This is a genomic window from Arthrobacter sp. AB6 (genome assembly GCF_031844545.1).
Lineage (GTDB): Bacteria > Actinomycetota > Actinomycetes > Actinomycetales > Micrococcaceae > Arthrobacter.
The window spans coordinates 246,076-272,045 of sequence record NZ_JAUZVL010000003.1 but is presented as its reverse complement, the minus strand read 5'-3'; the positions used below and the strand labels follow the sequence as shown (position 1 = coordinate 272,045).

Sequence of the window (25,970 nt, the reverse complement as noted above, 5' to 3'; positions counted from 1 at the left end):
TTCAGGAATCCGGGAATTCCGTCCCCAGCGCCGAGAGCACCCCGAACGCCTTGGTCCGGATTTCGTCGTACTCCTCGTCCGGGACCGAGTCGGCGGTGATGGCGCCCCCGACGCCGAGCGTCAGTTCCGCCGTTCCGTCGCCGGGCGCGTCAACCACCAGGGTCCGGATGGCGACGGCGAGGTCCGTGGCGCCGTTCAGCGAGAAGTAGCCGATGGCGCCGGAGTAGAGCCCGCGCCCGCCACCTTCGAGCCGGTCCAGGATGGCCATGGTGCTGATCTTGGGCGCGCCGGTCATCGAGCCCGCCGGGAAGCAGGCAGCCACGGCTTCGGCCCGCGAGGATCCCCGCTTCAGCTGCGCATCGATGGTGCTGACCATCTGGTGCACCGTGGCGTAGCTTTCGATGGCGCAGAGCCTGCTGACCGTGACGGAGCCCGGGACAGCGAAATGGCTTAGGTCGTTCCGCAGCAGGTCCACAATCATGATGTTCTCGGCGCGGTCCTTCAGCGACGCCGCCAGCTCCGTGCGAAGCTGCGCGTCCTCCTGCGGGTCGGCACCCCGGCGGCGGGTGCCTTTGATGGGCTCGGCGCGCATGCCGCCGTCGGACGCTATCTTCAGGAACCGCTCGGGCGAGGTGCTGGCCACCGAGAGCCCGCCGAACGTCAGGTAACTGGCGAACGGGGCCGGATTCCTCCGGCGCAGAGCCAGGTATGCCTGCCACGGATCCATCGTGGCCGCCGAAACCTTCGCTGACAGAGTGGTGGTCAGGCAGACCTCGTACGTGTTTCCCTCGGCGATTTCGTGCTGGGCGGCAGCGATTTTCTCCCGGTACCGCCCGCCGGTATCGCGGCTGCGGAATGCAGGCGTTTCCGGAAGTACGACGCCGTTGCTGCCGCCGGCTTGGGCCGCCGCGGCCGCCTGCGCGGCGGGATGGAACGCTGCTTCGACGGCTGCGCGCCCGTCCTCCAGCCACTCGCCTGCATCCGGGGCGTCGAGCGCCAGGAGCCAGGCAGTCCCGGCAGCGTGGTCCAAAACGACGGCCCTGCCGGCGAAGATCAACGAAGCATCAGGGGTGGGTGCGGATTGATCGGAGCCGCCGGTCTCCCGTTTGAGTTCGTAGCCCAGGCAGCCCAGCCAGCCCAGGGTGAACTCGCCGGGGTAGCCGTCAGGGGTGCTGACCGCCGGGTTGCCCCAGACTGTGTCCAGCCAGCGGAAGAAGGGGCCGTCCACCGTGGCGGTGGCGCAGCCTGCCCTGAGCTCACTATGTCCGGAACGGTGCGTCATGGACTGGCCATGCATCCCGGCGTCGTCCGCCATGATGCTGAAACGGCTCCGCCCTGCCGCCCCGGAGCCCGCTTGGCCACTCGGGGAAAGCCCGGCCAAGCCCGTGTCCGAGGAGTCGAGCCAGACGGCGTTGGCCGAGGTGCCGTAGAGGGACTTGAACAGCGCTGCTGGATCCGGACTGCCGTCCAGCTGTTCAGTGCGCACGCTGAGGCCCCGGCGCGCCGAAAGTTCGGGGGACAGCGCAGGGGCAAGGGCGGGAAGGTACGGCAGGAGTTGCAGGACGTCCGCGGGGGCAGCCCCGTCCGCGCGGTTCATTACGCGTACGTCGGCATGCTGCGGGACGTCGTCGGCGCGCAGCCATTCCTCTTCCTGCGCCGCCCACTGGTCCCAGTAGGGTTCGTAGGTGCTGCCGTCGCGGTCCAGCGCCCGGGTGCGGCGGATCTCCTCCGGTGAGTCCGCCCAGATGACGGCGCTGAGCAGGGGCCGGGCCGCAGCCGCGGCGGCGCCCACTCCCTCAACGATGACAATCTCGGCCGGCAGCGTGACCCGGGAGTCGCCGTCGTAATGTTTCTCCCAGTCCCAGCTGGTCCAGGTGGCGGCCTCGCCTCGGCTCAGGGGTTCCAGCACCGTGGCAACGTAGCGGTCGATGCCGACCATCAGGCCGTTCCAGCCGGGGTAGAGGTCCTCGAGGTGGAACAGCGAAACCCGGTGGTGGGCGCGCAGACGCGCTGCCAGTTCAATGGCAAGGGTGGTCTTTCCTGCGCCCGAGCGGCCGTCGATGGCAATGATGACGGGGGCTGGGCTCATGGATTAGAGAGTACCGTCATCCCTGCCGCGCTTTCATCCGGGGGTTTTTCTTGTTGATGACAAAGGTCCTCCCGCGCCGCCGGACAACCTGTGCGCCGGGGATCCTTTTCAGTGCGCGGAGTGAATTCCGTACCTTCATGCCGTGCTCCTTGTTTGGTGGTGGTGCAATGCCAGTTCTTCGTCGGTGAGCTGGCAGGACATCAGCAGGTTCCCGAATTCCCCTGCGTCAAGGTCCTCGCCTGTCGCTGCGATGACAGAGGAGGCCGGGGCGCCGTAGCCGGCCGCCTGGTTTCCCGCCCTGGGTGCGGCATCGCCCTCTGGCCAGGCACCGAGGTTCTCCAGCCACACGCGGGGGCCGATGCCCTGGATCCCTATCCGGCAGGCCGGGGCGGAAGCTATCCACAGCTGGCCGCGCAGGAGGCAGCATCCCTCTGCCAGAGCTGCCAGTGCGTCCCGGAACCGCCCGGGGTGCAGCGGCCGCTCGATGCGGTGGAACACCGTGGCAAACGGCGACTCCGTGCTGCGGGCCGGGGAACCGGGCGGGTGCGCGTGTCCGGGTGCTGTCCTGGCCACCGCGTCGGCGTAGCGGTGCAGTCCCTGCCGGACTGCTGCCGCATCACGGGCCACCTCCGCGTGCGGAGCGAGTTCACGGAGCAGGTGCAGCCCGCGTTCGCGGCCAAGTGGATCCGGCGGCACAATGTCCGGCTCGGTGAGCAACACGGTATCCGCGAAGGCGAGTTCGCCCACCAGGAATTCGCCCGGCGTCCGCTCGTCTTCCGGTGCGGGAGTGAAGCCTGATTCAAACAAGGTGTGGGCATCCCAAATCTGGTCTTCCAAAGCATCCGGGGAACACGCGAGGAGCACGGTACCCACGGTGGCTGCGCGGGTGGGGCCGCGCCGCAGTGCGGACACCGCGGCTGATGCGGGGACGGCAGGCGGCAGGCCGATGATAATGGGGGCCTTGCTGTGCCGGAGCAGCCGTTCGATGCTGGGGACAAGATCCAGCCGGACCGCGCAGCTGAGGCAGCCGTGTTCCAGCATGGTCTCTTCGCGTTCCAGGAGGATCCGGCCGCTGAATATGCGTCGGACCACGAGCCCGTCCTCCATGAGGTCATGAAGGACCACCAGGCTGCCGGGATGGGCTGCCGCAAGGTCTTCGCACGCCTGCTGCCGGCAGAGTGCATCAAGGGAACTGATGACGGTGAGGTTCATGCTGTCCAACTTAGTTGAGAATGGTTCTCAACTACAAATGGAGGGTCAGCCTTTGGCTGCCTGCCGTCGTCGCGCCTTTTTGCTCCGCCTGGCTGTCCCGCCCTGCCTGCCTAAGCCTGCTGGAGCTCGGCGTTCCGGACGGCGGCCACTTTGATGTAATCCACCAGTCCGGGAAGTGCGGCGTGTATCTGATGCCAGACGGTGTCGAAATCGGCATGGCCGCCGTACCAGGGGTCTTCGATGCCCTGGTCAAGAAGGTCTTTCTCCGCCAGTTGCGGGTCGAAGCTGCGCAGCATCCGGATCTTGTCCCGGGCCTCCTGGCCCGGGGCGGACTCGCTCAACCAGGCGTGGTGGTCGATGTCGAGTGCCAGGATCAGGTCCCGTTCGCGGAACCATTTCGGCTGCCACTGGCGGGCAATGTGCCGGTTGGAGGTAAGTTGCGTCGTTGCCAGCCGCCTGGCCGCCCGCGGGTCTATGGGCCGTCCGGCCTCGTATCCGGTTGTTCCCGCGGAGTCCACCGTGACCAGGCCACCCAGCCCTGCGTGGCCCAGGGCCGCGGCGAGCATCAACTCGGCCATGGGGGACCGGCAGATGTTCCCGGTGCAGACGGCGATCACGCGGTATGGGCTCGACGGTGAGTTCATGATGCTAAGCATGCGCGCTATTTGCTCCTGTTGGCTAGCGGGTGATTCACAATGCTTGACTGGTTTGTAAAGATTCTGGACTTTTCGGTCAGATGCCCTTCCCTGGACCGGCCGGAGCGCGCCGCCTCTCAGTGGAGGAAGGCCAGCAAGATGCCCACGGCCACGAACAGCACCCCGAAGGACCGGTTGAGGACAAGTTGGCCGCGGGCGCTGTGGGTGAACCGCTCAAAGGACCGGGCCGCGGCGGCGAAGAAGAACCACATCACCAGGATGTCAATGGCGACGATGGTTGCCGTCAGTACGGCGTACTGCGCCAGGAGGGGCTGCTCCGGCCGAATGAACTGGGGCATGAAGGCGAGGAAGAAAATGATGGCCTTCGGGTTCAGCAGATTCACCCAGAACCCGCGCCGGAAGATGGACCAGGCGGGCTCGTTCCGAAGGCCGGCAATCTTCTCCTGTTCGAGGTCCGGCTTGCTGAGGAACTGCCGGATGCCCAGGTACACCAGGTAGGCGGCGCCCGAATAGCGGATCACGTTGAAGGCGACGGGCGAGCTGGCAACGAGCACCCCCACGCCAAGGGCAACGATCACCACGTGGATCACCAGTGCTGCCTGCTGGCCGAGGATTCCCCACATGGAACGCCGAAACCCGGCATTGAGCGAGTTGCTCATGGTATTGATGGCTCCGGCGCCGGGGGTGAAGCTGATCAGGACGCCGGCGCCCGCCAGGGCGAGCCAAAGGGAGAATTGCACCAGTCAATCCTACGTGTGCCCGCCATGGCTGCCTGGCGGATGGGCGGGCCCTACGCCCGCGCGATTACCTCGCCGTTGGGGATCAGGAACCAGCCGTCGTCGGTGGATCCCCAGCGGTGCCAGCCCGCGGAAATCCTTGCCAGGTCCGCCGGGTTGGCGAAGCCGTACTCCAGTGCCTGCTCCGCGAACGCCGAGTGCAGCACGCGTTCGCCCCAGACCCGGGCTTGCCACCGGCGCTGCTGGCCGGTGGCGTAGAGCCAGTTGCTGCTGGAGGGCGCGACGTCGGTGAAGCCGGCGGCCTGCGCCCAGCTGACAAGGCGCCGCCCGGCGTCGGGTTCTGCCCCGTTCCTGCGGGCGATGCGCTGGTACAGCTCCATCCACTCGTCGAGCTCCGGGATGGCGGGGTACCAGCTCATGCCGTGGAAGTCGGCGTCGCGCACGGCAACGATGCCGCCGGGCTTGGCCACCCGCCGCATCTCACGCAGCGCCTCCACGGGGTCTGTGAGGTGCTGAAGCACCTGGTGGGCGTGGACGACGTCGAAAGTCTCGTCCTCGAAGTCCAGATCGTAGATATTGCCGGCCACGAACTCGACGTTCGGCACCTCGCGCTCCATGGCGAGGGCCTTGGCCTGCGCGATGATGTCCGGTGAACGGTCCAGGCCGGTCACTTTTCCCGGCGCCACCAGGGCGGCGAAGTCGCACGTGATGGTGCCCGGGCCGCAGCCGACGTCGAGCACGTTGCAGCCGGGCGTGAGGTGCGGCAGGACGAACGCTGCCGAATTCTCGGCTGTCCTGGCGGCATGGGCGCGGACCACCGATTCGTGGTGGCCGTGCGTGTAAACGTCGTCTTCAGGCTGCTGCGCACTCATAACCAAACGCTACCCCCAACTAGGTAGCGCTAAGTGTCGTTTTGGCCCCTCAAAACGACACTTAGCGCTACCTAGTTGGGTGGGGCGGCGGTGTCCGATTGGCCTGCGGACGATTCTTCCCGCGCAGCAACCGTGGCTTCCACCATGGCGGTCATGAAACGGCTGACAGTCTCCAGTTCCTCCGGAGTGAACGCGGCCATGGCAGTTCCCAAGTGGCGCGCCAGCGGGGCGAATATGGTGCCGCCGTCCTGGAAGGCCTTGGGGGTCATCTTCAGCTGGACCTGCCGGCGGTCCGGGCCAAGCCGTTCGCGGGTCACGTGACCCGAATTGTCCAGCCGGTCGATCAGGGCTGTGGTGGCGGGCGAGCTCAGGTGCAGTTCCTTGCGCAGGAGCCCGGGCGTCACCACGTTCCCCTTCGCCGTGTGGCGCATGATCGCGGCCAGGGCATTGAGGTCCGTGCGGTGCATGTCCTTCCGCCCGCCTGCTGCATCCACGTACCGGTTGGCTTCCAACGTGAACTCCTGCAGGAGCAGGACCAGCGGGTGCGGTCCCGCGGGCGGGCCGGAGGGAGGTCCCTGCAAGGCCGGGCCGGTATTGCCTGCCATGTCCACCTCCTGAGTTTAGGGCGCCGGTGCACGGCGCCGGCGCTCGGCCGTTGGCCGTCCGTCCTGACGGATATTACTTGAGCCCGGCCGGCATGGAGGTGCGGGCGGGAACGAGAAAAGCTAGCCAACCACTTATCTCTATCATGGAGATAATCTAAGATGGAAGCAATCTATCCGCATCCCTCCCCTGGAAGGCATGAAATGAGAACCGCTTCAACCAGCAAGGAACGTGTCCCGTTCTGGTTGCGCTGGCTGCTTCCCGTGATCCTGGTGCTGACATGGCTGGCGCTGGCGGGGGTCGGAGGCCCAACATTCGGGCGGCTCGAAGAGGTCTCCTCCAACGACCAGGCCTCCTTCCTTCCGGCAGGCGCCGAGGCCACTGAGGCGCAGGACCGGCAGGCCAAATTCCGTGACTCGGATGAGGTTCCGGGCGTCGTCGTGATCGAAAGCAGCGAGGCCTTCACCCCGGTCCAGCTGGGGGAGGTTGCGGGACTGCGGGCGGAACTTGAGGAGCTGCAGCTCGGCGGCGCGGTAATCGGACCCATCCCCTCCGAGGACGGCAAAGCCGTCCAGTTCATCGCGTCCATCGATTCCTCGGCCGACGTCACGGAAGCCGTGCAGGAGTTGCGGGACACCATAGCCGAGAGGGCCCCGGCGGGCATGCAGGCCTTCGTGACCGGCCCGGCCGGGCTTGCGGCGGACCTCACTGCCGCGTTCGCCGGAATCGACGGCATCCTCCTGCTGGTGGCCCTGGCTGCGGTGTTCGTGATCCTGCTGGTGGTGTACCGCTCCCTCCTGCTGCCCGTCATGGTGCTCCTGACGTCCGTCTTTGCGCTGTGTGCCGCCATCCTGCTGGTGTTCGGCATGGCGAAGGCCGGATGGATCCAGCTGAACGGCCAGAGCCAGGGCATCCTGTCCATCCTTGTCATCGGCGCCGCCACGGATTATGCCCTGCTGTACGTGGCGCGGTTCCGCGAAGCCTTGACCCACACCACCAACCGCACTGCCGCGGTCCTGACCGCGTGGAAAGCGTCTTTCGAGCCCATCCTGGCCTCCGGCGCAACGGTGATCATCGCCCTGCTGTGCCTGCTCTTTTCCGACCTCAACTCCAACAAGGCGCTGGGTCCCGTGGCCGCAGCCGGCATCCTCTGTTCGCTGTTTGCCGCGCTGACGCTGCTCCCTGCCCTGATGGCGTTGCTGGGCCGGGCTGCCTTCTGGCCCTTCCGTCCCAAGCTGCTCCCCGCGGACCAGCGCGAACCCGAGCTGGTCACCGGGCTGGAAGGCCAGAAGGGCCTGTGGCGTGCCACCGGGTCCCTGGTCTCCCGGCGGCCCCGCCTGGTGTGGATCGCCTCGGTCCTGCTGCTCGTGGTTGCCTCGGCCGGCGTCCTGCAGCTCAAGGCCAACGGCGTTCCACAAACCGACGTCATCCTCACGGCATCCAACGCCGTTGACGGCCAGGATGCTTTGGCGCGGCATTTCGACGCCGGCAGCGGCAGCCCCGCCGTCGTGGTTGCGGACCAAGGCAAGGCGCAGGAAGTACTGGACACCGTGAAAGCGGCCGACGGCGTGGGCGAGGCTTATCTCCTTGCCCAGGGTTCCGTGCCCATCACCGGAGCCCCCGGCGCTCCCAGCGCACCGGACGTCCGCGACGGGAAAGTGCTCATCAACGCCACCCTCAACTCCGCCGCGGACTCCCTTGAAGCGGAGGAAGCGGTCAAGGCGCTGCGCGCGGACGTCAAGGCCGTGGACCCCGATGCGCTGGTGGGCGGCGTAACGGCGACGGCGCTGGATACCAACACCACCGCACAGCGGGACCTGGTGATCATCATCCCGGTGGTCCTGGTGGTGATCCTCTTCATCCTGATGCTGCTGCTCCGCTCCATCCTGGCGCCGGTGCTGCTGGTGCTCTCGGTGGTGCTGTCCTACGCCGCGGCCATGGGCGTTTCCGCGTTTGTTTTCAACAACATCCTTGGCTTCCCGGGGGCAGATGCCACAGTTCCGCTGTTCGGTTTTGTGTTCCTGGTTGCCCTTGGCGTTGACTACAACATCTTCCTGATGAGCAGGGTCCGGGAGGAGTCCCTGAAGCACGGCACCCGGCCCGGCATCCTTCGCGGGCTGGGCGTCACCGGCGGCGTCATCACCTCCGCCGGGGTGGTCCTGGCGGCCACGTTCGCCGCGCTGGGCGTCATTCCGATCATGTTCCTGGTGCAGCTGGCCTTTATCGTGGCGTTCGGGGTGCTGCTGGACACTGTCCTGGTCCGGTCGCTGCTGGTTCCGGCGCTCGCCTACGACATCGGGCCCCGCATCTGGTGGCCGGGCAGACCGGGGCGGCCGGAACCGGATGCGGCCATCCAGCAGGAAGCCGGCGGCAGCCCCGAGCCCGTGGTGGAGGGTGCAGGCCGCCGCTAAACGCCGGACCCGGCCCGTGCCGTGTCCCCTGAAGCCCCTGCGCCGCGGCCCTGTTGGCTAAAAGGCCCGCTCGATAGACTGCAAATGCGCCCGTATGGACGCGGAATCTCAAGGGAGAGAAGTCATCATGACGGAACATCACGCCGATGAGCAGCCCCGCAAGGGCAATACAGCGCCGGGCCTGGAAGGCGAAGGCGGGCAGTATGTGGATGGCGACTACGGCGATGCCGGCACTGTGGGGGACGCCGCCGTGAACCGTGAGGACGGCGAATATGAGGACGGCGATTATGGGGGCGCCGGTACTGTGGGCACGGCGCACGAAGCTGACACCATCCGCGAAGGGCTCACCGACGGGCAGGTGAACACCACTGCTGAGGAGCGGGGGCCCCTGCACGGACGCCCGGACGGCGACAGGTAACACGGCTGCAAAAGCAGCGCGGCGGCAGGTTCTCCAGGAGCGAAACGGGGAACCGCCGTCGTCCGCATTTAAGGTCCGGAAACCGCGCCATTGGGCGGGAGTGGGGGCCTTTGCCGCTGCCCCCAGGCTAGAAGTTGAGTGCAGTACGCTCAACTTCGGATTGACATCATCTGTGCGCTGAGTAAAGTTGAGTGCAGAACGCTCAATCAGTGGGCGCCAACCAGTTTCCAAGGAAAGAAGGAAGCAACTCATGTCACGTGCAGTAGGTATTGACCTCGGAACCACCAACTCCGTCGTCTCCGTTCTCGAAGGTGGCGAGCCCACCGTTATTGCCAACGCCGAGGGCGGCCGCACCACGCCGTCCGTCGTTGCATTCTCCAAGTCCGGTGAAGTCCTGGTGGGAGAGATCGCCAAGCGCCAGGCCGTCAACAACATCGAGCGCACTATCGCCTCGGTCAAGCGCCACATGGGCACCGACTGGACCAAGTCCATCGATGACAAGAAGTACACCCCGCAGGAAATTTCCGCGCGTATCCTCATGAAGCTGAAGAACGACGCCGAGTCCTACCTGGGTGAAAAGGTCACCGACGCCGTCATCACCGTCCCGGCCTACTTCAACGACGCCGAGCGCCAGGCAACCAAGGAAGCCGGCGAAATCGCGGGCATGAACGTGCTGCGCATCGTCAACGAGCCCACCGCCGCGGCGCTGGCCTACGGCCTGGACAAGGGCAAGGAAGACGAACTCATCCTGGTCTTCGACCTCGGCGGCGGCACCTTCGACGTCTCCCTGCTGGAAGTCGGCAAGGACGAGGACAACTTCTCCACCATCCAGGTCCGCGCCACGGCCGGTGACAACCGCCTCGGCGGCGACGACTGGGACCAGCGCGTTGTTGACTACCTGCTGAACCAGCTCAAGGTCAAGGGCATCGACCTGTCCAAGGACAAGATCGCCCTGCAGCGCCTCCGTGAAGCGGCTGAGCAGGCCAAGAAGGAGCTTTCCTCCTCCACCAGCACCAACGTCTCCCTCCAGTACCTGTCCGTCACCCCCGACGGCCCGGTCCACCTGGACGAGCAGCTGACCCGCGCCAAGTTCCAGGACCTCACCAAGGACCTGCTGGAGCGCACCAAGAAGCCGTTCCACGACGTGATCAAGGAAGCCGGCATCAAGCTCTCCGATATCGACCACATCGTGCTGGTGGGCGGTTCCACGCGTATGCCCGCCGTTTACGAGCTCGTCAAGGAACTCGCCGGCGGCAAGGAACCCAACAAGGGCGTGAACCCGGATGAGGTTGTGGCTGTTGGCGCAGCACTCCAGGCCGGCGTGCTGAAGGGTGAGCGCAAGGACGTCCTGCTGATCGACGTCACTCCGCTGTCCCTCGGCATCGAAACCAAGGGTGGCGTGATGACGCACCTGATCGAGCGCAACACCGCCATTCCCACCAAGCGGTCCGAGACCTTCACCACTGCCGACGACAACCAGCCGTCGGTGGCCATCCAGGTCTTCCAGGGTGAGCGCGAATTCACCCGCGACAACAAGCCGCTGGGCACGTTCGAGCTGACCGGCATCGCCCCGGCCCCGCGCGGCATCCCGCAGATCGAGGTCACCTTCGACATCGACGCCAACGGTATTGTCCACGTCTCCGCGAAGGACAAGGGCACCGGCAAGGAACAGTCCATGACCATCACGGGCGGCACCGCGCTCTCCAAGGAAGACATCGACCGCATGGTCCGTGACGCCGAGGAGCACGCAGCCGAGGACAAGGCCCGCCGCGAGGCAACCGACACCCGCAACACTGCCGAGCAGCTCGCGTACTCGGTGGACAAGCTCATCGCGGACAACGCCGACAAGCTGCCTGAAGAGGTCAAGACCGAGGTCCAGGCCGACGTCGACAGCCTCAAGAAGGCACTTGAAGGTACCGACGACGCTGCCGTGAAGGCCGCCTTCGAGAAGCTGCAGGCTTCCCAGGGCAAGCTGGGCGAGGCCATCTACGCCCAGGCGGGTTCCCCCGACGGCGCTACCGGTGCTGCCGGCGCGGAAGGTGCTTCGGCAGGGGCCAAGGCAGGCTCTGCGTCCGATGAGGACATTGTCGACGCCGAGATCATCGACGAAGACGAAGCGAAGAAGTAGCCATGCCCCATCACGGTAACGAGGAAGAGCACACTTCCGCAGGCCATGAGAACACGGACCAGCGGGGCGACAGCCGTGAGCCGGTCATCCGGGACAACCGCAAGGTTGACCCGGTGACCGGGCAGGCCCGGCATCCCGAGGGCGGCCATGCCGCCGCTGCCAAGGATTCCGACGGCGATGCGCTCGCCCAGGCTGAGGAGATCCTCAACGGGGTGGAGGTGCCGGCCGAGGAGTCCGTGGCCCAGGGCGCTGGTTCTGCAGGCTCAACGGCTGAGGCCGCCGAGCTAAGGAACGACCTCCTCCGCCTGCAGGCCGAGTACGTCAACTACCGCAAGCGCGTTGAACGCGACCGCGCGGTGGCCGGGGAAATGGCCGTCATCGGCGTCCTGAACTCCCTGCTGCCGGTCCTGGACGACGTGGATGCGGCCCGCCAGCACGGCGACCTCGTTGACGGTCCGTTCGCCGCGATCGCCGCCAAGCTGGAGAACGCGCTGAAGACGTACGGCCTGGTTCGGATCGACGAGACCGGCGTGGAGTTCGATCCCACGATCCACGAGGCCCTGATCCAGCAGCCCGGCGAGGACATCGAGGTTGACACCGTCAGCCAGGTGCTCCGCTCCGGCTACAAGTCAGGCGAACGCGTCCTCCGGGCCGCGCAGGTGATCGTGGCCGTTCCGGCCTAGCATTACTCCCATCGGGATGACAGTTCGCGGCAGTGGTTCGACAGAACATTGGCGCGAACTGTCATCTCGGCACAGATTCTTGAAAGGAAACGCCATTGGCTAGCCAGGATTGGGTGGACAAGGACTTTTACAAGATCCTTGGTGTTGCCAAGGACGCTTCCGACGCCGATATCAAGAAGGCCTATCGGAAGCTGGCCCGGCAGCACCACCCTGATACGAACGCGGGGAACACGGCTTCCGAGAAGAAGTTCAAGGACATCTCCGAGGCTTACTCGGTGCTTTCGGACCCCGACGAGCGCCAGCAGTACGACGCCATCCGGGCCATGGGCGGCGGCGCGCGCTTTGCTCCGGGCGGTGCCGGAGCGGGCAACGGCGGCTTCGAGGACATGTTCGGCGGCCTGTTCACGGGCAACACCGGCCGGCATGCCGGCGGCTTCAACCCTTCCGCCGGCGGCATTCCGCCGGAGTTCGCCGATCTGTTCGGCGGCGGCTTTGGCCAGACCGGGTTCCAGCGGACGCCCCAGAAGGGTGCGGACCGCACGGCCTCCACGAGCATTTCCTTTGCCGGTTCCATTCGCGGCACCACCATTGGCCTGCGGGAACCGAGCGGTGAAGTCATTGACGTCCGGGTGCCCGCCGGCATCAAGGACGGCCAAAAGGTCCGGGTCCGGGGCAAGGGCCAGCCCGGTTCTGCCGGATACGGGGACCTGGTGGTGTCCGTCTCGGTCCAGCCGCACCCCTTCTACACGCGCGACGGCGACAACCTCCGCATCCATGTCCCAGTCACCTTCCCCGAGGCTGCGTTGGGAGCGGACATCGAGGTGCCCACCATCGACGGCGAAAAGGTACGGGTCCGCGTGCCGGCCGGGACGCCGTCGGGCCGTACGTTGCGGGTCAAGGGCAAAGGCGTGAAGACGCCGAAGGGGACCGGCGACCTGCTGGTGACCATCGACGTCGCCGTTCCCAAGAACCTGAACAAAGAAGCCGAATCGGCGGTCAAGGCGTTTGCCGAGGCCACGGCGGGAGCCGATGTCCGTGAGGGCCTGGCCGCCAAGGCCCGGTTGTAGCAGGGAGGTGTGCAGTGGACGTCAGTGCTGACCAGCCCATTTTCGTGATTTCGGTGGCGGCTGAGCTTGCGGACATGCACCCCCAGACGCTGCGGCAGTACGACCGCCTGGGTATCGTCTCGCCCAGCCGCGCTCCCGGAAAGTCCCGCCGCTATTCCCAGCGGGACGTGACCATGCTGCGTGAAGTGCAGCGGCTGTCCCAGGAGGGCGTGTCGCTGGAAGGGATCAAGCGGATCCTGGAACTCGAGAACCAGGTGGCCGCCCTGCAGGGCCGGATCGCGGAGCTGACCGAGGAACTCGGCCGGCGCCGGCAGCCCCTGGACGCACGGATCTTCGCGGCCGGCGCGGCCGGCGACGTGGTGAGCCTGGCACGGGGCCAGCGCCCGCGCCCCCGCTCGCAGGCCGTGGTGCTCTGGCGGCCCCGTTCCCTCGGCACTTAGCTGCTCGCGGCAGGCCGGACCTAAGTACCGCGCCCCCGGTGCCGGCCGGAATTAGAGTACTCACTACTCGTGACCCCGGAGCCCCCGGAAACTTCAATGGAACCACTGCTGGATCAGCAGCAGTGGTTCCAAGGATTCTGGGGGTTTTCCATGCGTGGTTCCGCTTTTAGCAGCCCTGCCCGCGGGGGGCACCGATGAGCCCGGGGATGGAGTCGGTGGCAGCGTTCAGCGGCTCGCTTCCGGGCCAACTGCTGCTCGCCTTCGGGCAGACGATTGTGGTGGTGTGCGTCTGCTTCGACATGGTGCGCGCGCTGTCCGTCCCGAGGTCCCACCGGCGCTACCTGGCAAGCACCGTCTTCCGGACCCTGGCGGTGCCGTCCATCATCGTCAACGGACTGACCGTCCTGATCGCACTGGTGCTGGCGTCCTGGATCGATGTGGTGATGGGGATGTTCGTGCTGATGGCCATCATCTTCCGCCTGCACCACGACAAGGACGAGGACAACTGGTGGAAGGGCAAGGGCAAGAAACTTGCCCGCTGGGCGCGCCGCCAGCTCTCCGGCCGGACCGCCGTCGCCCCCGCAATGGGGTAACAGGCGTCGCCTTAGTCCCGCCGATGATCTGAGCGGCGCATCCGTACGGCCACCAGGATGCCGGACGCTGCGGTGATCGCGGCGACGGCGCCCACGGCGGCCGGGATGCCGTAAGCGTCGGCGAGAATGCCGGAGAGCAGGGCGCCCACCGCGAAGCCGGCGTCGCGCCAGAGCCGGTAGATTCCCACTGAACGCGCACGCCAGAGGGGATGGGCGACGTCGCCGATCGCCGCGAGCAGGGTGGGGTAGACCATCGCCGTGCCCGCGCCGAGCAGGATGGCAGCGGCAAGCCAGGTACCGAAGTCATGTCCTACGGCCACCATGGCCAGTGCTGCGGCCTGGACCAGCATGCCCCCGGCGATCAGCGGCTTGCGGCCGATCCGGTCCGAGAGTGGGCCTGTGACCATCTGCCCCGCACCCCACACGGCGGGATACACCGCGGCCAGGATGCCGATGCGCTCAAGGCCCAGCCCGGCCGCGGCGAACAGGACCGGGAACAGCCCCCATGCCAGTCCGTCATTGAGGTTGTTCACCATGCCGGCCTGGCTCACTGATGACAGCGATTTGTCGCGGAAGCTGGTGAGGGTGAAGATTTGGCGGGTGCTGAGGGTGCCATGCGTTCCGGCATGGACAGGGATGTGGCTGGCGGCCTCGGATTTGGCGTGGTGGTGGGTTTCCCGCACGCACAGTACGGTCAGCCCGAGGCCGATGGCGATGAACGCCGCGCCCAGCAGGAATGGTCCGGGCCGCAGCCCGTACGTGGAGGCGATGAAGCCGGTGGCCAGCGCTGTCCCGGCAACCCCGAGGTAGCCGGCCGCCTCGTTCAGTCCCATGGCAAGGCCCCGGCGTTCCGGGCCCACAAGGTCCATTTTCATCATGACGGTGGTGGACCAGGTGAGGCCCTGGCTGATGCCGAGGACCACATTGGCTGCCACGATCAGGCTCCAGGAGTCCGCGAAGATCAGGAGGAACGGGACGGGAAGGGCAACAAGCCAGCCGGCGACGAGCACCGGCTTGCGCCCGAAGCGGTCCGAGAGGGTCCCGGCGAAGTAGTTGGTGGCCGCTTTGGCCACGCCGAACGCCAAAATGTAGGTCAGGGCGCTCGTGTAGAGGTCCAGCCCAAAGACCTCTTTGGCCAGGATCGGCAACACCGTCCGCTCCTGGCCAAGGGTGCCGCCCACCAGCGCGTTGACTGCCACAAGCAGCAGGAACTGCGCCAGGTTCTGGCGCAGTCCCAATGCGATCACTGTCATTCCTGCTTTGCTTAATTGCTGGACACGGATTCCCGTGCCTGCTTCCAGGCGCTCCAGCCGGCGTAGCTGCCGTCCAGTTCGACGACGTCGTACCCGGCGCGGCGCAGCGCGCTGGCCGCGACCGAGTTGCGTACCCCGCTCTGGCAGTAGGTCACGATGGTGCCGTTGGCGGGAAGTTCATCCAGGTGCCACATGGCCCGGCCGCCGCTGAGCTGGTGCGATCCGGGGATGTGTCCCGCAGTGTGCTCGGTCTTGTTGCGGACGTCCAGGACCATCGCGGCGTCGAAGTCCTTGAGTTCCTCGGGCTGGATGAGCTTCGGGACCGCGGTGGGGAGGCCTTCGAGGCTGGTGACGTAGCCGGCGACGTTGTCGATGCCGACGCGCACCAGGTGGTCCCACATGTCCTGGGCAGTGTCCTGGTCCGATGCCAGCAGCACCAACGGGTTCTTGTCGGTTTCCGGGTTGACCACCCAGGCGCCGTAGCTGGCCACTGACTTACCGGCAGGGACGTTCAGGGAACGTGCCACCGTGCCTTCATGGACTTCGCTGTTGGGGCGGGTGTCAATGAAGGTCAGGGTGTCCTCTGCCAGGCCTGCAGCCACGATGCCGGGCGCGAGTCGGGGCAGCGGTGCGCGTTCTCCCATGACGGCCGGGCCCTCGCGGTTTTCGCGCTTCATGCGGCCGAAGTATGCGTGGGCGTCCGGCTGGCCATCGAGGAGTTCGTCGATGAAGCCCTGCTCGTCGTTGGCGGCGAGGTAGGGGCCCCACCAGGCGTAGAGGCGTTCGTAGCCCACTGTGGAGGACGGGATGGCGCCTAGCGCCTTGCCGCAGGCGCTGCCGGCACCGTGGGCAGGGTGGACCTGGACATAGTCCGGCAGGGTCAGGAACTTGTCCCGGAGGCTGGTGAAGAGCTGCTTCGCCCCCACGAAGCGGGTGTCGACGCCGCCGGCGGCCTCGTCGAGCAGGTCGGGACGCCCCAGGTCGCCGGAGAAGACAAAATCCCCGGAGAGCAGGTAGCCCGGCTGGTCGCTGAACGCGCCGTCCGTCACCAGGAAGGAGAGATGCTCCGGAGTGTGTCCGGGGGTGTGCAGCGCCTTGATGCTGATGTTCCCGAGGGTGATCGTGTCGCCGTCGAACAGGCGCTCGCCGTCGAATGCGTACTGCCAGTCCGGGCCGCCCTCGCCGGAGACATAAATGGTTGCCCCGGTGGCGGCGGCCAGTTCACGGGTGCCGGAAAGGTAGTCCGCGTGGATGTGGGTTTCGGTGACGGCCACGATCTTCATGCCGTTCTTCCTGGCGAGGTCCTGGTACACCGCGATGTCGCGGCGGCCGTCGACAACAACGGCTTCGCCCTTTGCCTGGCAGCCGATCAGGTAGCTGGCCTGGGCGAGGTCTTCATCGTAAATACGCTCGATAAGCATCTGTTGCTCTCCTTCGTGAAAGGGGTGGGGCGGTCTCTGGTATCAATAATAATACCCCCTGGGGTATACCGCAAGCATGCTGCTGCCTGTCAGGAACGGCGTGGCGGCGGTGAGTGGGCGACGGGGCGGCCGCTGTGTACCACTCGGTGATTCCGCCGGAGACGTTCACGGTGCTGTATCGGCGTTCGGCGAGCATGGTGCGCCACGGTGGCGCCGCAGTCCGTGCCTCCGGCTGGCTGTTGGGCTGCATCCGCGCGAAGCTTGTCCCTGCCCGGCTTCCTTACTTCCTGGATGACTTCTTCGAGGCCGGTGGCGTTGAGGGCTCCCGGCTGGGAGAAGACGAGTGTCCTGTCCTTGAAGGCCATCAGGGATCTCAGCGAAGCTCTGCTCCGTGACGTCGATGGTAGCCATGGTCTTTCGTGTCCTTTCGGGCTTTTTGTTGTGGCGGTTCTTGGCGGGGTGCAGGAGTCAGGTGGTGGGCAGGCCGGCGCGGGTCCAAGCGACCATGCCGCCGGCCATGGTGTCGGCGGTGAAGCCGGCGCCGTTAAGGGCATCGGCGACGCGGGCTGAACGGTTGCCGCTCCGGCAGACCACTATGACGGGGACGGCAGGGTCCAATTCGGACAGGCGTGCCTGCAGCTGGCCCATGGGGATGTGCAGGGCGCCGGGGATCATGCCTTCCTCGACCTCGAAGTCCTCGCGGACATCAAGGATGCGGGCGGTGGATAGACGTTGTTCGGCGTCGGTGACGGTGATTTCAGCCATGGGATTCTCCTTCGAAATGGTGTGGGCTGTTGTTCCTGTTGATGCCGGCGGTGCCGGCCTGCAGCCGGTCCAGCGGGATGAGGCCCATGGGGTTCTCCTTGGCTGGTGGTGGCGGGTTCAGGCGGGTGAGGGGACGTTGCTGCGCTTGCTGCTCCGGTTGCGCAGTGGGCAGGAGCTGATGAAGAACCAGCAGACGCCGGCGGTGGCGGCGGTAAGGGCGGCTATCCCGGCGGCGAGGAACCACCGCAGGTCGGCAGGGGCCTGCTGGACAAGGACGAAGGTCCCCATGGCCAGGACGAACCAGCCGAAAGCCTTGCGCAGCGCAGTTTCGGGGATGCGTGCGGCGAGCCTGGAGCCGGCAAGGGTGCCCACGATTGCCGCGGCGGTCACGCCGAGGGTGATGCCCCAGTCGAGCTGCACCGTGGTGAGGTATCCGGCGAGCCCGGCGAAGGACTTCATGGCGATGACCACCAGGGAGGTGCCCACGGCAACCGACATCGGCAGGCCGCCCAGGAGCGCAAGCGCCGGGACCACAAGGAATCCGCCGCCCGCGCCCACCAGGCCGGTCACGAGCCCGACGATGGCCCCGTCCAGCAGCACCCTGCCAAGGGGAAGCTCATGCTTCACTGGTGCCGCGCCGTCGTCGTTCTTCTTCCTGCCGCGAAGCATGGCCGCTGAGGTGGCCACCATCATGATGGCGAACGCGATGAGCAGGACCTGGCCCGGGATATGGCCCCCGAGCAGGCCGCCGACGAAGGCGCCGGCCATGCCGGCCGTGCCGAAAATCAGGCCGGTCCGCCACATCACCCTGCCGCCGCGGGCGTGGCTGAACACGCTGACCGCGGACGTGACGCCGACGACGAACAGCGAGGCTGCGATGGCTTCCTTGGCCTCAAACCCGGCCACGTACACCAGGATCGGGACTGTCAGGATCGATCCGCCGCCGCCCAGGATACCGAGCGAGAGCCCGATTACCACTGACAAGGCAAGGACCAGGAGGAGGGTGACGGTCATGAGGCCTTTGCCTCCTCGTTTCCAGCGGCGGGAGAGTTGGCGACGGGGAGGGTCAGAATGGCGCTTTCGCGCGTGGGTTCCTTGGCGGCCTTGTTCCACGGCATCGCCGAGAGGGCCTGGCCCATGGCGCAGGTGTTGGTGGCCGCCGAAAACGTGAGGCCGGTGCCGATGGCGCCGGCGAGCATGCGGATCTTCGGGGAGACGAACCTGCCGCCGGCCAGGCCCAGGACCACGAGGGACCCTGCGGCGAGGCGGACCTGGCGCTCCAGGTCCCAGCGGTCCTTGCCCTTGACGACGTCCCCGCCGGCGGCGGCGAAGCCGGGCGCCCCGCCGGTCAGGACATAGGCGCCGTCGATCCCCGACTTGCCCAGCCGTTGCCGTGCCTGCTCGGCTCGCGCTCCGGACTGGCATACCAGGACCACGCGGGAGCCCAGGCGGGCGGCGAGCTCGTCGCTGTGCTCGGACAACAGTGGCAGGGGCACGTTGTATGAGCCCCGGATGTGCATCGACTCGAATTCTGCGGCGGAGCGCACGTCGATCACGACGAGGTCCTGGTGCTGTTCGATCCAGGTGCGCAGGGTCTCGGGAGCAAGGGCGGTAGCCGCCGGTGCCGTGGAAGGGGAAGTCATTGCTGGCCTCTCGTCGGGGGAAGTTGAATACCCCACCGAGTATTACAGATACCCCCTGGGGTACGCAAAACACCCCGAGGGGTATATAGTTGGAGGCAAGAACCCCACCCACGGAGACCTCATGGAACTCGACTCGACTGAACTGGCCCCAGTGGTCAACCGCCTCAAGCGCGCCCAGGGCCAGCTTGCCGCTGTTACGCGGATGCTGGAGGAGGGCAGGGACTGCAAGGACATCGTCACGCAGCTCGCCGCCGTATCGAAGGCGCTGGACAGGGCAGGCTTCGCGATCATCGCCAGCGGCCTGGAGCAGTGCATCGTCCGCGAGGACGCCACCATGGACAGGAAAGAGCTGGAGAAGCTTTTCCTCTCCCTCGCCTAGGCAGGCGGAACAACAGACCCCGCGCCGGGGGCAGATCCCCCAAACTGTCCCCGGCGCGGCCCTTTGCGTTAAGTCAGTAGCTGGCCGGAGTGTCGCCGCCGCCCGGCTTAATGTATTGCGCGGCGAGGGCTTCGGAACCTCTTGCGAGGAGGGCGACGTCGGCGCCCACCAGGATGAAGTCCGCCCCGTTGTCCAGGTAGTGCTTTGCGGTGTCCGGGTTGAAGGCGTTGACGCCGGCCGGCGTCCCGGCGCCCTTGGCGGCGGCAAGGCAGTGTTCGACGGCGGCGCGCACCTCGGGGTGTTCCTGCTGTCCCAGCAGGCCCATGGAGGCGGCGAGGTCGGACGGGCCCACGAAGATGGCGTCCACGCCGTCGACCGCCAGGATGTTTTCCACGACGGCTACCGCGGCTTCGGATTCGATCTGGACGGTGACGCTGATGGTCTCGCCGGCCCTGGCGAGGTATTCCGGCACCCGGTTCCAGCGGGCCGCCCTGGCCAGCGCCGAACCGACCCCGCGGACGCCCTGCGGCGGGTAGCGGGTTGCGGCCACGGCGGCTTCCGCTTCAGCGGCCGAGTTGACCATGGGGATGAGCAGGTTCTGCACGCCCAGGTCCAGGTACTGTTTGATCACCACGGTGTCGTTGACCGGCGGCCGGACCACGGTGTGGACCGGGTAGCCGTGGGTGGCCTGGAGCTGGGCAAGGATGGATTCGAGCCCGTTGGGGCTGTGCTCGGCATCCACCAGGAGCCAGTCCAGGCCGGACCCGGCGCATAGTTCGGCTATGAGCGGACTGCCGGAGCACACCCACATCCCGGCGAGGGGCCGGTCGGCGGCGGCCAAAGCGGACCGGAAGGTGTCGGTTATTCGAAGCGGCATGTGACACTCCCCAGGGGTCCGTAGTCGGCGTGGACAGTATCTCCCTTGTACACCCAGAGCGGGCGGGTGAAGGAGCCGGCCAGGATGATGTCGCCGGCGTTCAGTGCATCCCCGTGCGCGGCGATTTTGTTTGCCAGCCAGTGCACCCCGTTGGCGGGGTGGTCGAGGACGCCGGCTGCGACGCCGGTCTCCTCCACTGTCTGGTTTTTGTAGAGGATCGCGGAGACCCAGCGGAGGTCCACGGCGTCGGGCTTCACCGGACGGCCGCCCACCACCATCGCACCCATGGCCGCGTTGTCCGCGATGGTGTCCACGATGGTCCGGCCCTCCATCTCGATCCGGGAGTCCAGGATTTCGAGGGCCGGAACCACGTAATCGGTGGCGTTCAGGACATCGAAGATGGTGCAGCCAGGGCCTTTCAGCCCCTCCTTGAGGACAAAAGCGAGCTCGACTTCCACCCGCGGGTGGGTGTATTGGTCCCACTCCACGGAGCAGCCGGTTTCCAGCACCATGTCGTCAAAGATGGCGCCGTAATCAGGTTCGGTAATGCCGGTGGCATCCTGCATTGCCTTGGACGTGAGGCCGATCTTTCGCCCCACCAGGGTCCGGCCGGCCTCCTCGTTCCGGCGCCGCCACAACTGCTGCACGGCGTATGAGTCCTCCACCGTCATCTCCGGGTACCGGGCTGTCAGGCGCGGCACGGGTTTCCGGTTGCGGCCGGCTTCGAGCAGTTCATCGGCAATGGCCTCGATCGTCCTGTCATCCAGCATGACCTAGACCTGCGCCCCCAGCTTGAAGCCGGTCCGGTCACCTTCGGGGGAGCCGGCCTTCCGGGTGTAGGAGAAGCCGTCGGCGCCCACGGTGACGGCCATTTCGCTCTTCTCTTCACGGACGACGACCGGCTGCGGGTTTCCGTCCAGGTCCAGGACCAGGGAGGCCTCGGTGTACCAGGACGGGACCACGGGGTTGCCCCACCAGTCGCGGCGCTGGTTGTCGTGGACGTCCCAGGTGATGGTGGGGTTGTCAGGGTCGCCGGTGTAGTAGTCCTGGGTGTAGATCTCTACGCGGTGGCCGTCCGGGTCCAGGATGTAGAGGTAAAACGCGTTGGACACTCCGTGCCGGCCGGGACCGCGTTCGATCCGGTCGCTGATGCGCAGGGCGCCCATCTTGTCGCAGATCTGGATGATGTTGTGCTTCTCGTGCGTGGCGAACGCGATGTGGTGCATGCGCGGGCCATTGCCGCCGGTGAGCGCGGTGTCGTGCACGGTCTGCTTGCGGTGCATCCACGCAGCGTACGTGACGCCGTCGGAATCCTGTATGTCCTCCGAGACGCGGAAGCCCAGGTCTTCAAGGTATTTGCGGCCGCGCGGGACGTCAGGGGTGACCTGGTTGAAGTGGTCCAGGCGGACCAGTTCCCCGGCGGAGTAGAGGTCGTAGCGCTGGGTGAGGCGCTCCACGTGCTCCACGTCGTAGAAGAACTCGTAGGGGAAGCCCAGCGGGTCCTCCACGCGGACGGAGTCGCCGATGCCCTTGGTGAAGCCTTCCTTGCGGCGCTCCGTCCGGCAGCCCAGTTCCTTGTAGTAGGCCTCCGCGGCGTCCACCTCGGCGGGGGACTTCACCCGGTAGGCGAAAGCGGCGACGGCGGCGATGGGTCCCTTGCGGAGCACCAGGTTGTGGTGGATGAACTCCTCGAGCGTGCGCAGGTAGATGGCGTTTTCATCTTCCTCGGTGACGTGCAGGCCGAGCATGTCCACGTAGAACGCGCGGGATTTGGCGAGGTCGGTGACCACGATTTCCATGTAGGCGCAGCGGACGATGTCCGGTGCCGGGACGCTGGGGGTGGGGATGGGGCCGGTGAAGGGGTTGCTCATGATGGTCTCTCTTCGTTGAAAGGGGTCTGGAAGCGCTGCTAGGCGCCGAATTTAGGGGTGTGGACACTGCCGAGGGTGATGTGGACGGCCTGCTGGTCCGTGTAGAAGTCGATGGAGCGGTAGCCGCCCTCGTGGCCCAGGCCCGAGGCCTTGACGCCGCCGAACGGGGTCCGGAGGTCGCGGACGTTGTGGCTGTTCAGCCAGACCATGCCGGCTTCGACGTTCTGCGCGAAGTTGTGGGCGCGGGTGAGGTTCTGGGTCCAGATGTAGGCGGCGAGGCCGTACTTGGTGTTGTTCGCCAGGGCGAGGGCTTCGTCGTCGTTCTCGAACGGCGTGATGGCCACTACGGGACCGAAGATTTCCTCCTGGAAGATCCGGGCGTCGGGTGCGACGTCGGCGAACACGGTGGGGGCGATGTAGTTGCCTTCGGGCAGGTGATCGGGGCGGCCGCCGCCTGCCAGGAGCCGGCCCTCGGACTTGCCGATCTCCACGTAGGAGGCCACCTTCTCGTAGTGTTCGGGGTGGACCAGGGCGCCAACCTGGGTCATGGGATCGTGCGGATCGCCCACCACGATGTTCCTGGCGCGGGCGGCGTACTTCTCGCAGAACTGGTCATAGATGCTCCGCTCCACCAGGATGCGCGAGCCTGCGGTGCAGCGTTCGCCGTTGAGTGAGAACACGCCGAACAGGGCGGAGTCGATCGCGGCGTCCATGTCGGCGTCGGCGAAGACCACGCAGGGTGACTTGCCGCCGAGCTCCATGGACAGGCCCTTAAGGTTGGCGGCGGCGTTCCGGAAGATGGTCTGGCCCGTGGTGGTCTCGCCGGTGAAGGAGATCAGCGGGACATCAGGGTGCTTGACCAGGGCGTCGCCGGCTTCCTCGCCGAGGCCGTTGACCAGGTTGAACACGCCGTCGGGAAGTCCTGCGTCCTTGAAGATGGTGGCCCAGAGCGAGGCCGAGAGCGGGGTGAACTCGGCGGGCTTCAGGACCACGGTGTTGCCGGTGGCCAGCGCCGGGGCAAGCTTCCAGGACTCGAGCATGAAGGGGGTGTTCCAGGGCGTGATCAGGCCCGCCACGCCGATCGGCTTGCGGTTCACGTAGTTGATCTGCGAGCCGGGGACCTTCATGGCGTCGTCGAACTGGGCCACGATCAGGTCCGCGAAGAAGCGGAAGTTCTCGGCTGCGCGGAGGGCCTGGCCCTTGGCCTGGGTGATGGGAAGGCCAGTGTCGAAGGTTTCCAGTTCGGCGAGCCGGGATTCCTGGGCCTCGACGGCGTCCGCGATCCTGTTCAGGATGCGGGCGCGTTCGCGGGGCTTCATCTTCGGCCACGGGCCGTTGGTGAACGCTTCCCGGGCTGCGGCAACAGCGAGGTCGATGTCCTCCTTCTGGCCGGCAGCGGCGGTGGCGTAGTTGGTGTTGGAGACCGGGTCCAGGACGTCGAAGGTCTTCCCGGAGACCGAGTCAACGAACTGGCCGTTGATGTAGTGCTGGATGGAGGTGGGAAGGTCCTGCGGCACGTAATGGCTGGTGGTCACGGGAGCGGTAAACGTCATCGTTCTTTTCCTTCGTGGTAGGGCAACGCGGGGTCACTTCCGGCCCGATCGGGGCCGTTTATTGGGTGTTTAGTGACCCCGCGTTGCTGGTTGTGGGGGTGGCCTGGGCGAGGTAGGCGTCCAGCGTGGCGGAGCGGTGCAGGCGGGCGGCCTTCTCGATGGAATCGGCGTCTGCTCCGGATTCGATGAGCTGCAGCAGCCCTTCGTGCTCGTCCACGGATTCGCGGGCACGGCCGGGGACAAAGCGGAACGTGGAGGACCGCAGTGCTGCCAGCCGGTTCCAGCCGCGGTGCACCAGGTCCAGGATGTGCGGGTTGGGGCAGTGCTCGAACAGGACGCTGTGGAAGTCCTGGTTGAGCCGGGTGAAGCGGACGGGGTCAAAATGCTCGAGGCACTCGCGCATCTCCTCATTCACGGCACGGGCACGTGCGATGTCCGCGTCACCAATGAGTGGTGCGGACAGTGCGGTGGCGGCACCTTCCACGATGCTCAGGGTCTGCATGGTGTAGAGGTATTCAGTGGGGTCGATCCCGGCCACGGTGGCGCCCACGTTGCGTTCGAACGTCACCAGTCCTTCGGCCTCGAGCCGTCGGATGGCTTCCCGGACCGGGACTACGCTGAACCCGAGGTCCTTGGCGATGCTGCCGAGCACCAGCCGGTACCCGGGAGAGTAGGTTCCCTCCACAATCCGGGCCTTCACTGCGTCGTAGGCCTGTTGGGACTTGCTGCCGGCGGCCAGGGCTGTTTCAGTCATTGCTCCTGCCCGCTTTCCAGTCCTCGTACCGTGCCTGCCACTGGGCGTTCATGGGGTAGAGGCCGTCAACGCTGTGGCCCTGCTTCACCATCTCGAAGATGAAGGCTTCTTCCTGTTCCTGCCGAATGCAGTCCTCGACGAGTTCCCCGGCGATGGCCGGCGGGATCACCAGGATGCCGTCGGAGTCGGCCACGATGATGTCGCCGGGCTGCACTGTCGTACCGCCGCAGGCGATGGTGATGTCCGTGTCCCACGGAACGTGGCGGCGGCCCAGCACAGCCGGATGCGGATTCGCGAAATAGGTGGGCATGTCCAGCCCGGCCACGGCGGCGTAGTCCCTGACGCCGCCGTCCGTGATGATCGCCGCGGCGCCCCGGACCTGCGCGCGCAGGGCCAGGATGTCACCCACCGTCCCGGTGCCCTTTTCACCGCGGGCCTCCATGACCAGGATTTCGCCCTCATTCACGGAGTCGATGGCGCGCTTCTGCGCGTTGAACCCGCCGCCGTGGGACTTGAACAGGTCCTCCCGGTTAGGGACGTAGCGCAGGGTCCGGGCCAGCCCGACGACGCGCCGGTCCGGGCGGGTGGCCTGCAGCCCGTCGATGCTGACGTTGTTAAGGCCGCGCTTGCGCAGCTGCGACGACAGGGTGGCCGTGGCGACGCTTTCGAGTTTTGCCTTCAGTCCGGGGGAGAGAGAGGGCTCGACGGCGGCCGTCACCTCAGCGGGAAGTCCGGCCGCTTCGCGCGAACCCCATGCCTCCTCCCGCTGCACGTCATCAACCTTCGGCCCGGCACCAAAGTCGGCGAACGGCGTCGTGCCTTCCTCCACCCTGGTGACCAGGCGGCCCGTGGTGAGCTCACCGGCGGAGACTTCCACTTCCAGCACGTCCCCGGGCCTGGCCACGGAGGCGCCGGCGGGGGTGCCCGTGAGGATGATGTCCCCTTCCTCGAGGGTGAGCAGCTGGGAGAGGTCGGCCACCAGGCGGGCGAACGGGAAAAGCAGTTCCTCCGTGGTGTCGTCCTGGACGAGCTGGCCGTTGTGCCAAGTGCGGATGCGCAGCCGGGCGGGGTCGACGGCGTCTGCCGGGATCAGTGCCGGGCCCACGGGGGTGAAACCGTCGCCGCCCTTGGACCGGAGGTTCGAGCCTTTGTCCGCGTAGCGGAGGTCGTAGACGCCGAGGTCGTTGCTGGCAGTCACGGCAGCCACATGGCTCCACGCGTCCTCGAGCCCTACGCGGCGGGCGGCCTTGCCGATGACCAGGGCGATCTCCCCTTCATAGCCCAGGAGCTCGCAGCCGGCAGGCCGCTCCACGGTGCTGCCGCTCAACGAGAGCGACGACGACGGCTTGAGGAAGTACGACGGCTGGGCCGGGGTGCGTCCACGCTGCGCGGCGCGGCTGGGGTAGTTGATGTGCACCGCGATCACCTTGCGTGCCGCTGCAAGGGTGTCCCCGCTGACCTGCTCCAAAGCGTCTCCTCATCAAGTACAAAATCGTATACGATCACTATCACCCTGGCGCTGGCGTTCGTCAACCCCCTTCTCCG

General features: G+C 66.6%; 27 protein-coding genes. 9 read left to right on the top strand and 18 right to left on the bottom strand.

Going from position 1 to position 25,970, the window contains the following annotated elements:
* Window position 1: 1 nt before the first annotated feature.
* The 7 genes from pabB to Q9R30_RS03965 all read right to left on the bottom strand — a co-directional run bounded on the left by pabB (window position 2) and on the right by Q9R30_RS03965 (window position 6,171).
* Entirely contained in the window at window positions 2–2,089 is a 2,088-nt protein-coding gene (pabB, locus tag Q9R30_RS03995; protein ID WP_311216842.1) for an aminodeoxychorismate synthase component I, read from the bottom strand.
* A gap of 16 nt (window positions 2,090–2,105) precedes the next feature.
* Entirely contained in the window at window positions 2,106–2,228 is a 123-nt protein-coding gene (ykgO, locus tag Q9R30_RS03990) for a type B 50S ribosomal protein L36 (RefSeq protein ID WP_104999318.1), read from the bottom strand.
* Window positions 2,225–3,301 carry a GTP-binding protein gene (locus Q9R30_RS03985; protein WP_311216841.1) on the bottom strand — a complete coding sequence of 359 codons (1,077 nt, stop codon included), beginning with the start codon at window positions 3,299–3,301 and terminating at the stop codon, window positions 2,225–2,227. Before Q9R30_RS03985 ends, ykgO begins: the two co-directional genes overlap by 4 nt.
* Window positions 3,302–3,411: 110 nt before the next feature.
* Window positions 3,412–3,945: a low molecular weight protein-tyrosine-phosphatase gene (locus tag Q9R30_RS03980; RefSeq protein WP_311216840.1), complete on the bottom strand. Its 534-nt coding sequence runs from the start codon at window positions 3,943–3,945 to the stop codon at window positions 3,412–3,414.
* A 128-nt stretch (window positions 3,946–4,073) separates the two neighbouring features.
* Window positions 4,074–4,697, bottom strand: a complete 624-nt coding sequence (locus Q9R30_RS03975) for a LysE family transporter (protein WP_104999316.1) — start codon at window positions 4,695–4,697, stop codon at window positions 4,074–4,076.
* Window positions 4,698–4,747: 50 nt separating this feature from the next.
* Window positions 4,748–5,566 carry a methyltransferase domain-containing protein gene (locus tag Q9R30_RS03970; protein ID WP_104999315.1) on the bottom strand — a complete coding sequence of 273 codons (819 nt, stop codon included), beginning with the start codon at window positions 5,564–5,566 and terminating at the stop codon, window positions 4,748–4,750.
* Window positions 5,567–5,637: 71 nt separating this feature from the next.
* A complete protein-coding gene (locus Q9R30_RS03965) occupies window positions 5,638–6,171 on the bottom strand; it encodes a MarR family transcriptional regulator (protein WP_311216839.1) in 534 nt (177 codons plus the stop codon).
* 201 nt (window positions 6,172–6,372) lie between these two features.
* On the opposite strand from Q9R30_RS03965, the gene Q9R30_RS03960 reads away from it, so the two are divergent.
* The 7 genes from Q9R30_RS03960 (at window position 6,373) to Q9R30_RS03930 (ending at window position 13,909) form a co-directional block, all read left to right on the top strand.
* Window positions 6,373–8,580 (top strand): efflux RND transporter permease subunit, encoded by a 2,208-nt coding sequence (locus tag Q9R30_RS03960; protein WP_311216838.1) that lies wholly within the window; start codon window positions 6,373–6,375, stop codon window positions 8,578–8,580.
* Between the two features lie 127 nt (window positions 8,581–8,707).
* Window positions 8,708–8,998, top strand: coding sequence for a hypothetical protein (locus Q9R30_RS03955; protein WP_104999312.1), 291 nt, complete (start codon window positions 8,708–8,710; stop codon window positions 8,996–8,998).
* Between the two features lie 250 nt (window positions 8,999–9,248).
* Window positions 9,249–11,126, top strand: coding sequence for a molecular chaperone DnaK (gene dnaK, locus Q9R30_RS03950; protein ID WP_104999311.1), 1,878 nt, complete (start codon window positions 9,249–9,251; stop codon window positions 11,124–11,126).
* A gap of 2 nt (window positions 11,127–11,128) precedes the next feature.
* Complete coding sequence (locus Q9R30_RS03945; protein WP_104999310.1) at window positions 11,129–11,809, top strand: nucleotide exchange factor GrpE; 681 nt, start codon at window positions 11,129–11,131, stop codon at window positions 11,807–11,809.
* Between the two features lie 95 nt (window positions 11,810–11,904).
* The gene (locus Q9R30_RS03940) at window positions 11,905–12,876 is read left to right on the top strand and encodes a DnaJ C-terminal domain-containing protein (RefSeq protein ID WP_311216837.1); all 972 of its coding nucleotides are present in this window, start codon (window positions 11,905–11,907) and stop codon (window positions 12,874–12,876) included.
* Between the two features lie 14 nt (window positions 12,877–12,890).
* Window positions 12,891–13,316 (top strand): heat shock protein transcriptional repressor HspR, encoded by a 426-nt coding sequence (locus Q9R30_RS03935; RefSeq protein ID WP_104999308.1) that lies wholly within the window; start codon window positions 12,891–12,893, stop codon window positions 13,314–13,316.
* 206 nt (window positions 13,317–13,522) lie between these two features.
* Entirely contained in the window at window positions 13,523–13,909 is a 387-nt protein-coding gene (locus tag Q9R30_RS03930; protein WP_104999307.1) for a hypothetical protein, read from the top strand.
* 11 nt (window positions 13,910–13,920) lie between these two features.
* Here Q9R30_RS03930 and Q9R30_RS03925 read toward each other — a convergent pair whose 3' ends face one another.
* On the bottom strand, window positions 13,921–15,162 hold the full coding sequence (locus Q9R30_RS03925; protein WP_311216836.1) for an MFS transporter: 1,242 nt from the start codon (window positions 15,160–15,162) through the stop codon (window positions 13,921–13,923).
* Window positions 15,163–15,173: 11 nt separating this feature from the next.
* A complete protein-coding gene (locus Q9R30_RS03920; protein ID WP_311216835.1) occupies window positions 15,174–16,583 on the bottom strand; it encodes an MBL fold metallo-hydrolase in 1,410 nt (469 codons plus the stop codon).
* A 113-nt stretch (window positions 16,584–16,696) separates the two neighbouring features.
* Between Q9R30_RS03920 and Q9R30_RS19340 the strand changes: the two genes are divergently transcribed.
* The gene (locus Q9R30_RS19340; RefSeq protein ID WP_396136688.1) at window positions 16,697–16,978 is read left to right on the top strand and encodes a hypothetical protein; all 282 of its coding nucleotides are present in this window, start codon (window positions 16,697–16,699) and stop codon (window positions 16,976–16,978) included.
* Window positions 16,979–17,051: 73 nt separating this feature from the next.
* On the opposite strand, the gene Q9R30_RS03910 is transcribed toward Q9R30_RS19340, so the two are convergent.
* From Q9R30_RS03910 to Q9R30_RS03900, 3 genes are all read right to left on the bottom strand, one after another.
* Window positions 17,052–17,348: a rhodanese-like domain-containing protein gene (locus Q9R30_RS03910; RefSeq protein ID WP_157240539.1), complete on the bottom strand. Its 297-nt coding sequence runs from the start codon at window positions 17,346–17,348 to the stop codon at window positions 17,052–17,054.
* A gap of 117 nt (window positions 17,349–17,465) precedes the next feature.
* The gene (locus tag Q9R30_RS03905; RefSeq protein ID WP_104999303.1) at window positions 17,466–18,362 is read right to left on the bottom strand and encodes a sulfite exporter TauE/SafE family protein; all 897 of its coding nucleotides are present in this window, start codon (window positions 18,360–18,362) and stop codon (window positions 17,466–17,468) included.
* Entirely contained in the window at window positions 18,359–18,991 is a 633-nt protein-coding gene (locus tag Q9R30_RS03900) for a rhodanese-like domain-containing protein (RefSeq protein ID WP_104999302.1), read from the bottom strand. The genes Q9R30_RS03905 and Q9R30_RS03900 overlap by 4 nt, the downstream gene beginning before the upstream one ends.
* Before the next feature lie 121 nt (window positions 18,992–19,112).
* On the opposite strand from Q9R30_RS03900, the gene Q9R30_RS03895 reads away from it, so the two are divergent.
* The gene (locus Q9R30_RS03895) at window positions 19,113–19,370 is read left to right on the top strand and encodes a metal-sensitive transcriptional regulator (RefSeq protein ID WP_104999301.1); all 258 of its coding nucleotides are present in this window, start codon (window positions 19,113–19,115) and stop codon (window positions 19,368–19,370) included.
* A 73-nt stretch (window positions 19,371–19,443) separates the two neighbouring features.
* Here the strand turns inward: Q9R30_RS03895 and Q9R30_RS03890 are convergent, their stop codons facing one another.
* From Q9R30_RS03890 to Q9R30_RS03865, 6 genes are read right to left on the bottom strand one after another with little or no spacing between them, the layout of a single operon-like run.
* A complete protein-coding gene (locus Q9R30_RS03890; protein ID WP_311216834.1) occupies window positions 19,444–20,247 on the bottom strand; it encodes an HpcH/HpaI aldolase/citrate lyase family protein in 804 nt (267 codons plus the stop codon).
* Entirely contained in the window at window positions 20,232–21,017 is a 786-nt protein-coding gene (gene hpaH / locus Q9R30_RS03885) for a 2-oxo-hept-4-ene-1,7-dioate hydratase (RefSeq protein ID WP_311216833.1), read from the bottom strand. The genes Q9R30_RS03890 and hpaH overlap by 16 nt, the downstream gene beginning before the upstream one ends.
* Before the next feature lie 3 nt (window positions 21,018–21,020).
* Window positions 21,021–22,118 (bottom strand): 3,4-dihydroxyphenylacetate 2,3-dioxygenase, encoded by a 1,098-nt coding sequence (hpaD, locus tag Q9R30_RS03880; protein WP_311216832.1) that lies wholly within the window; start codon window positions 22,116–22,118, stop codon window positions 21,021–21,023.
* A gap of 38 nt (window positions 22,119–22,156) precedes the next feature.
* Window positions 22,157–23,671, bottom strand: coding sequence for a 5-carboxymethyl-2-hydroxymuconate semialdehyde dehydrogenase (gene hpaE / locus Q9R30_RS03875; RefSeq protein WP_311216831.1), 1,515 nt, complete (start codon window positions 23,669–23,671; stop codon window positions 22,157–22,159).
* Between the two features lie 58 nt (window positions 23,672–23,729).
* Complete coding sequence (locus Q9R30_RS03870) at window positions 23,730–24,425, bottom strand: GntR family transcriptional regulator (protein ID WP_104999297.1); 696 nt, start codon at window positions 24,423–24,425, stop codon at window positions 23,730–23,732.
* On the bottom strand, window positions 24,418–25,893 hold the full coding sequence (locus tag Q9R30_RS03865; RefSeq protein WP_311216830.1) for a fumarylacetoacetate hydrolase family protein: 1,476 nt from the start codon (window positions 25,891–25,893) through the stop codon (window positions 24,418–24,420). Before Q9R30_RS03865 ends, Q9R30_RS03870 begins: the two co-directional genes overlap by 8 nt.
* Window positions 25,894–25,970: the final 77 nt, after the last annotated feature.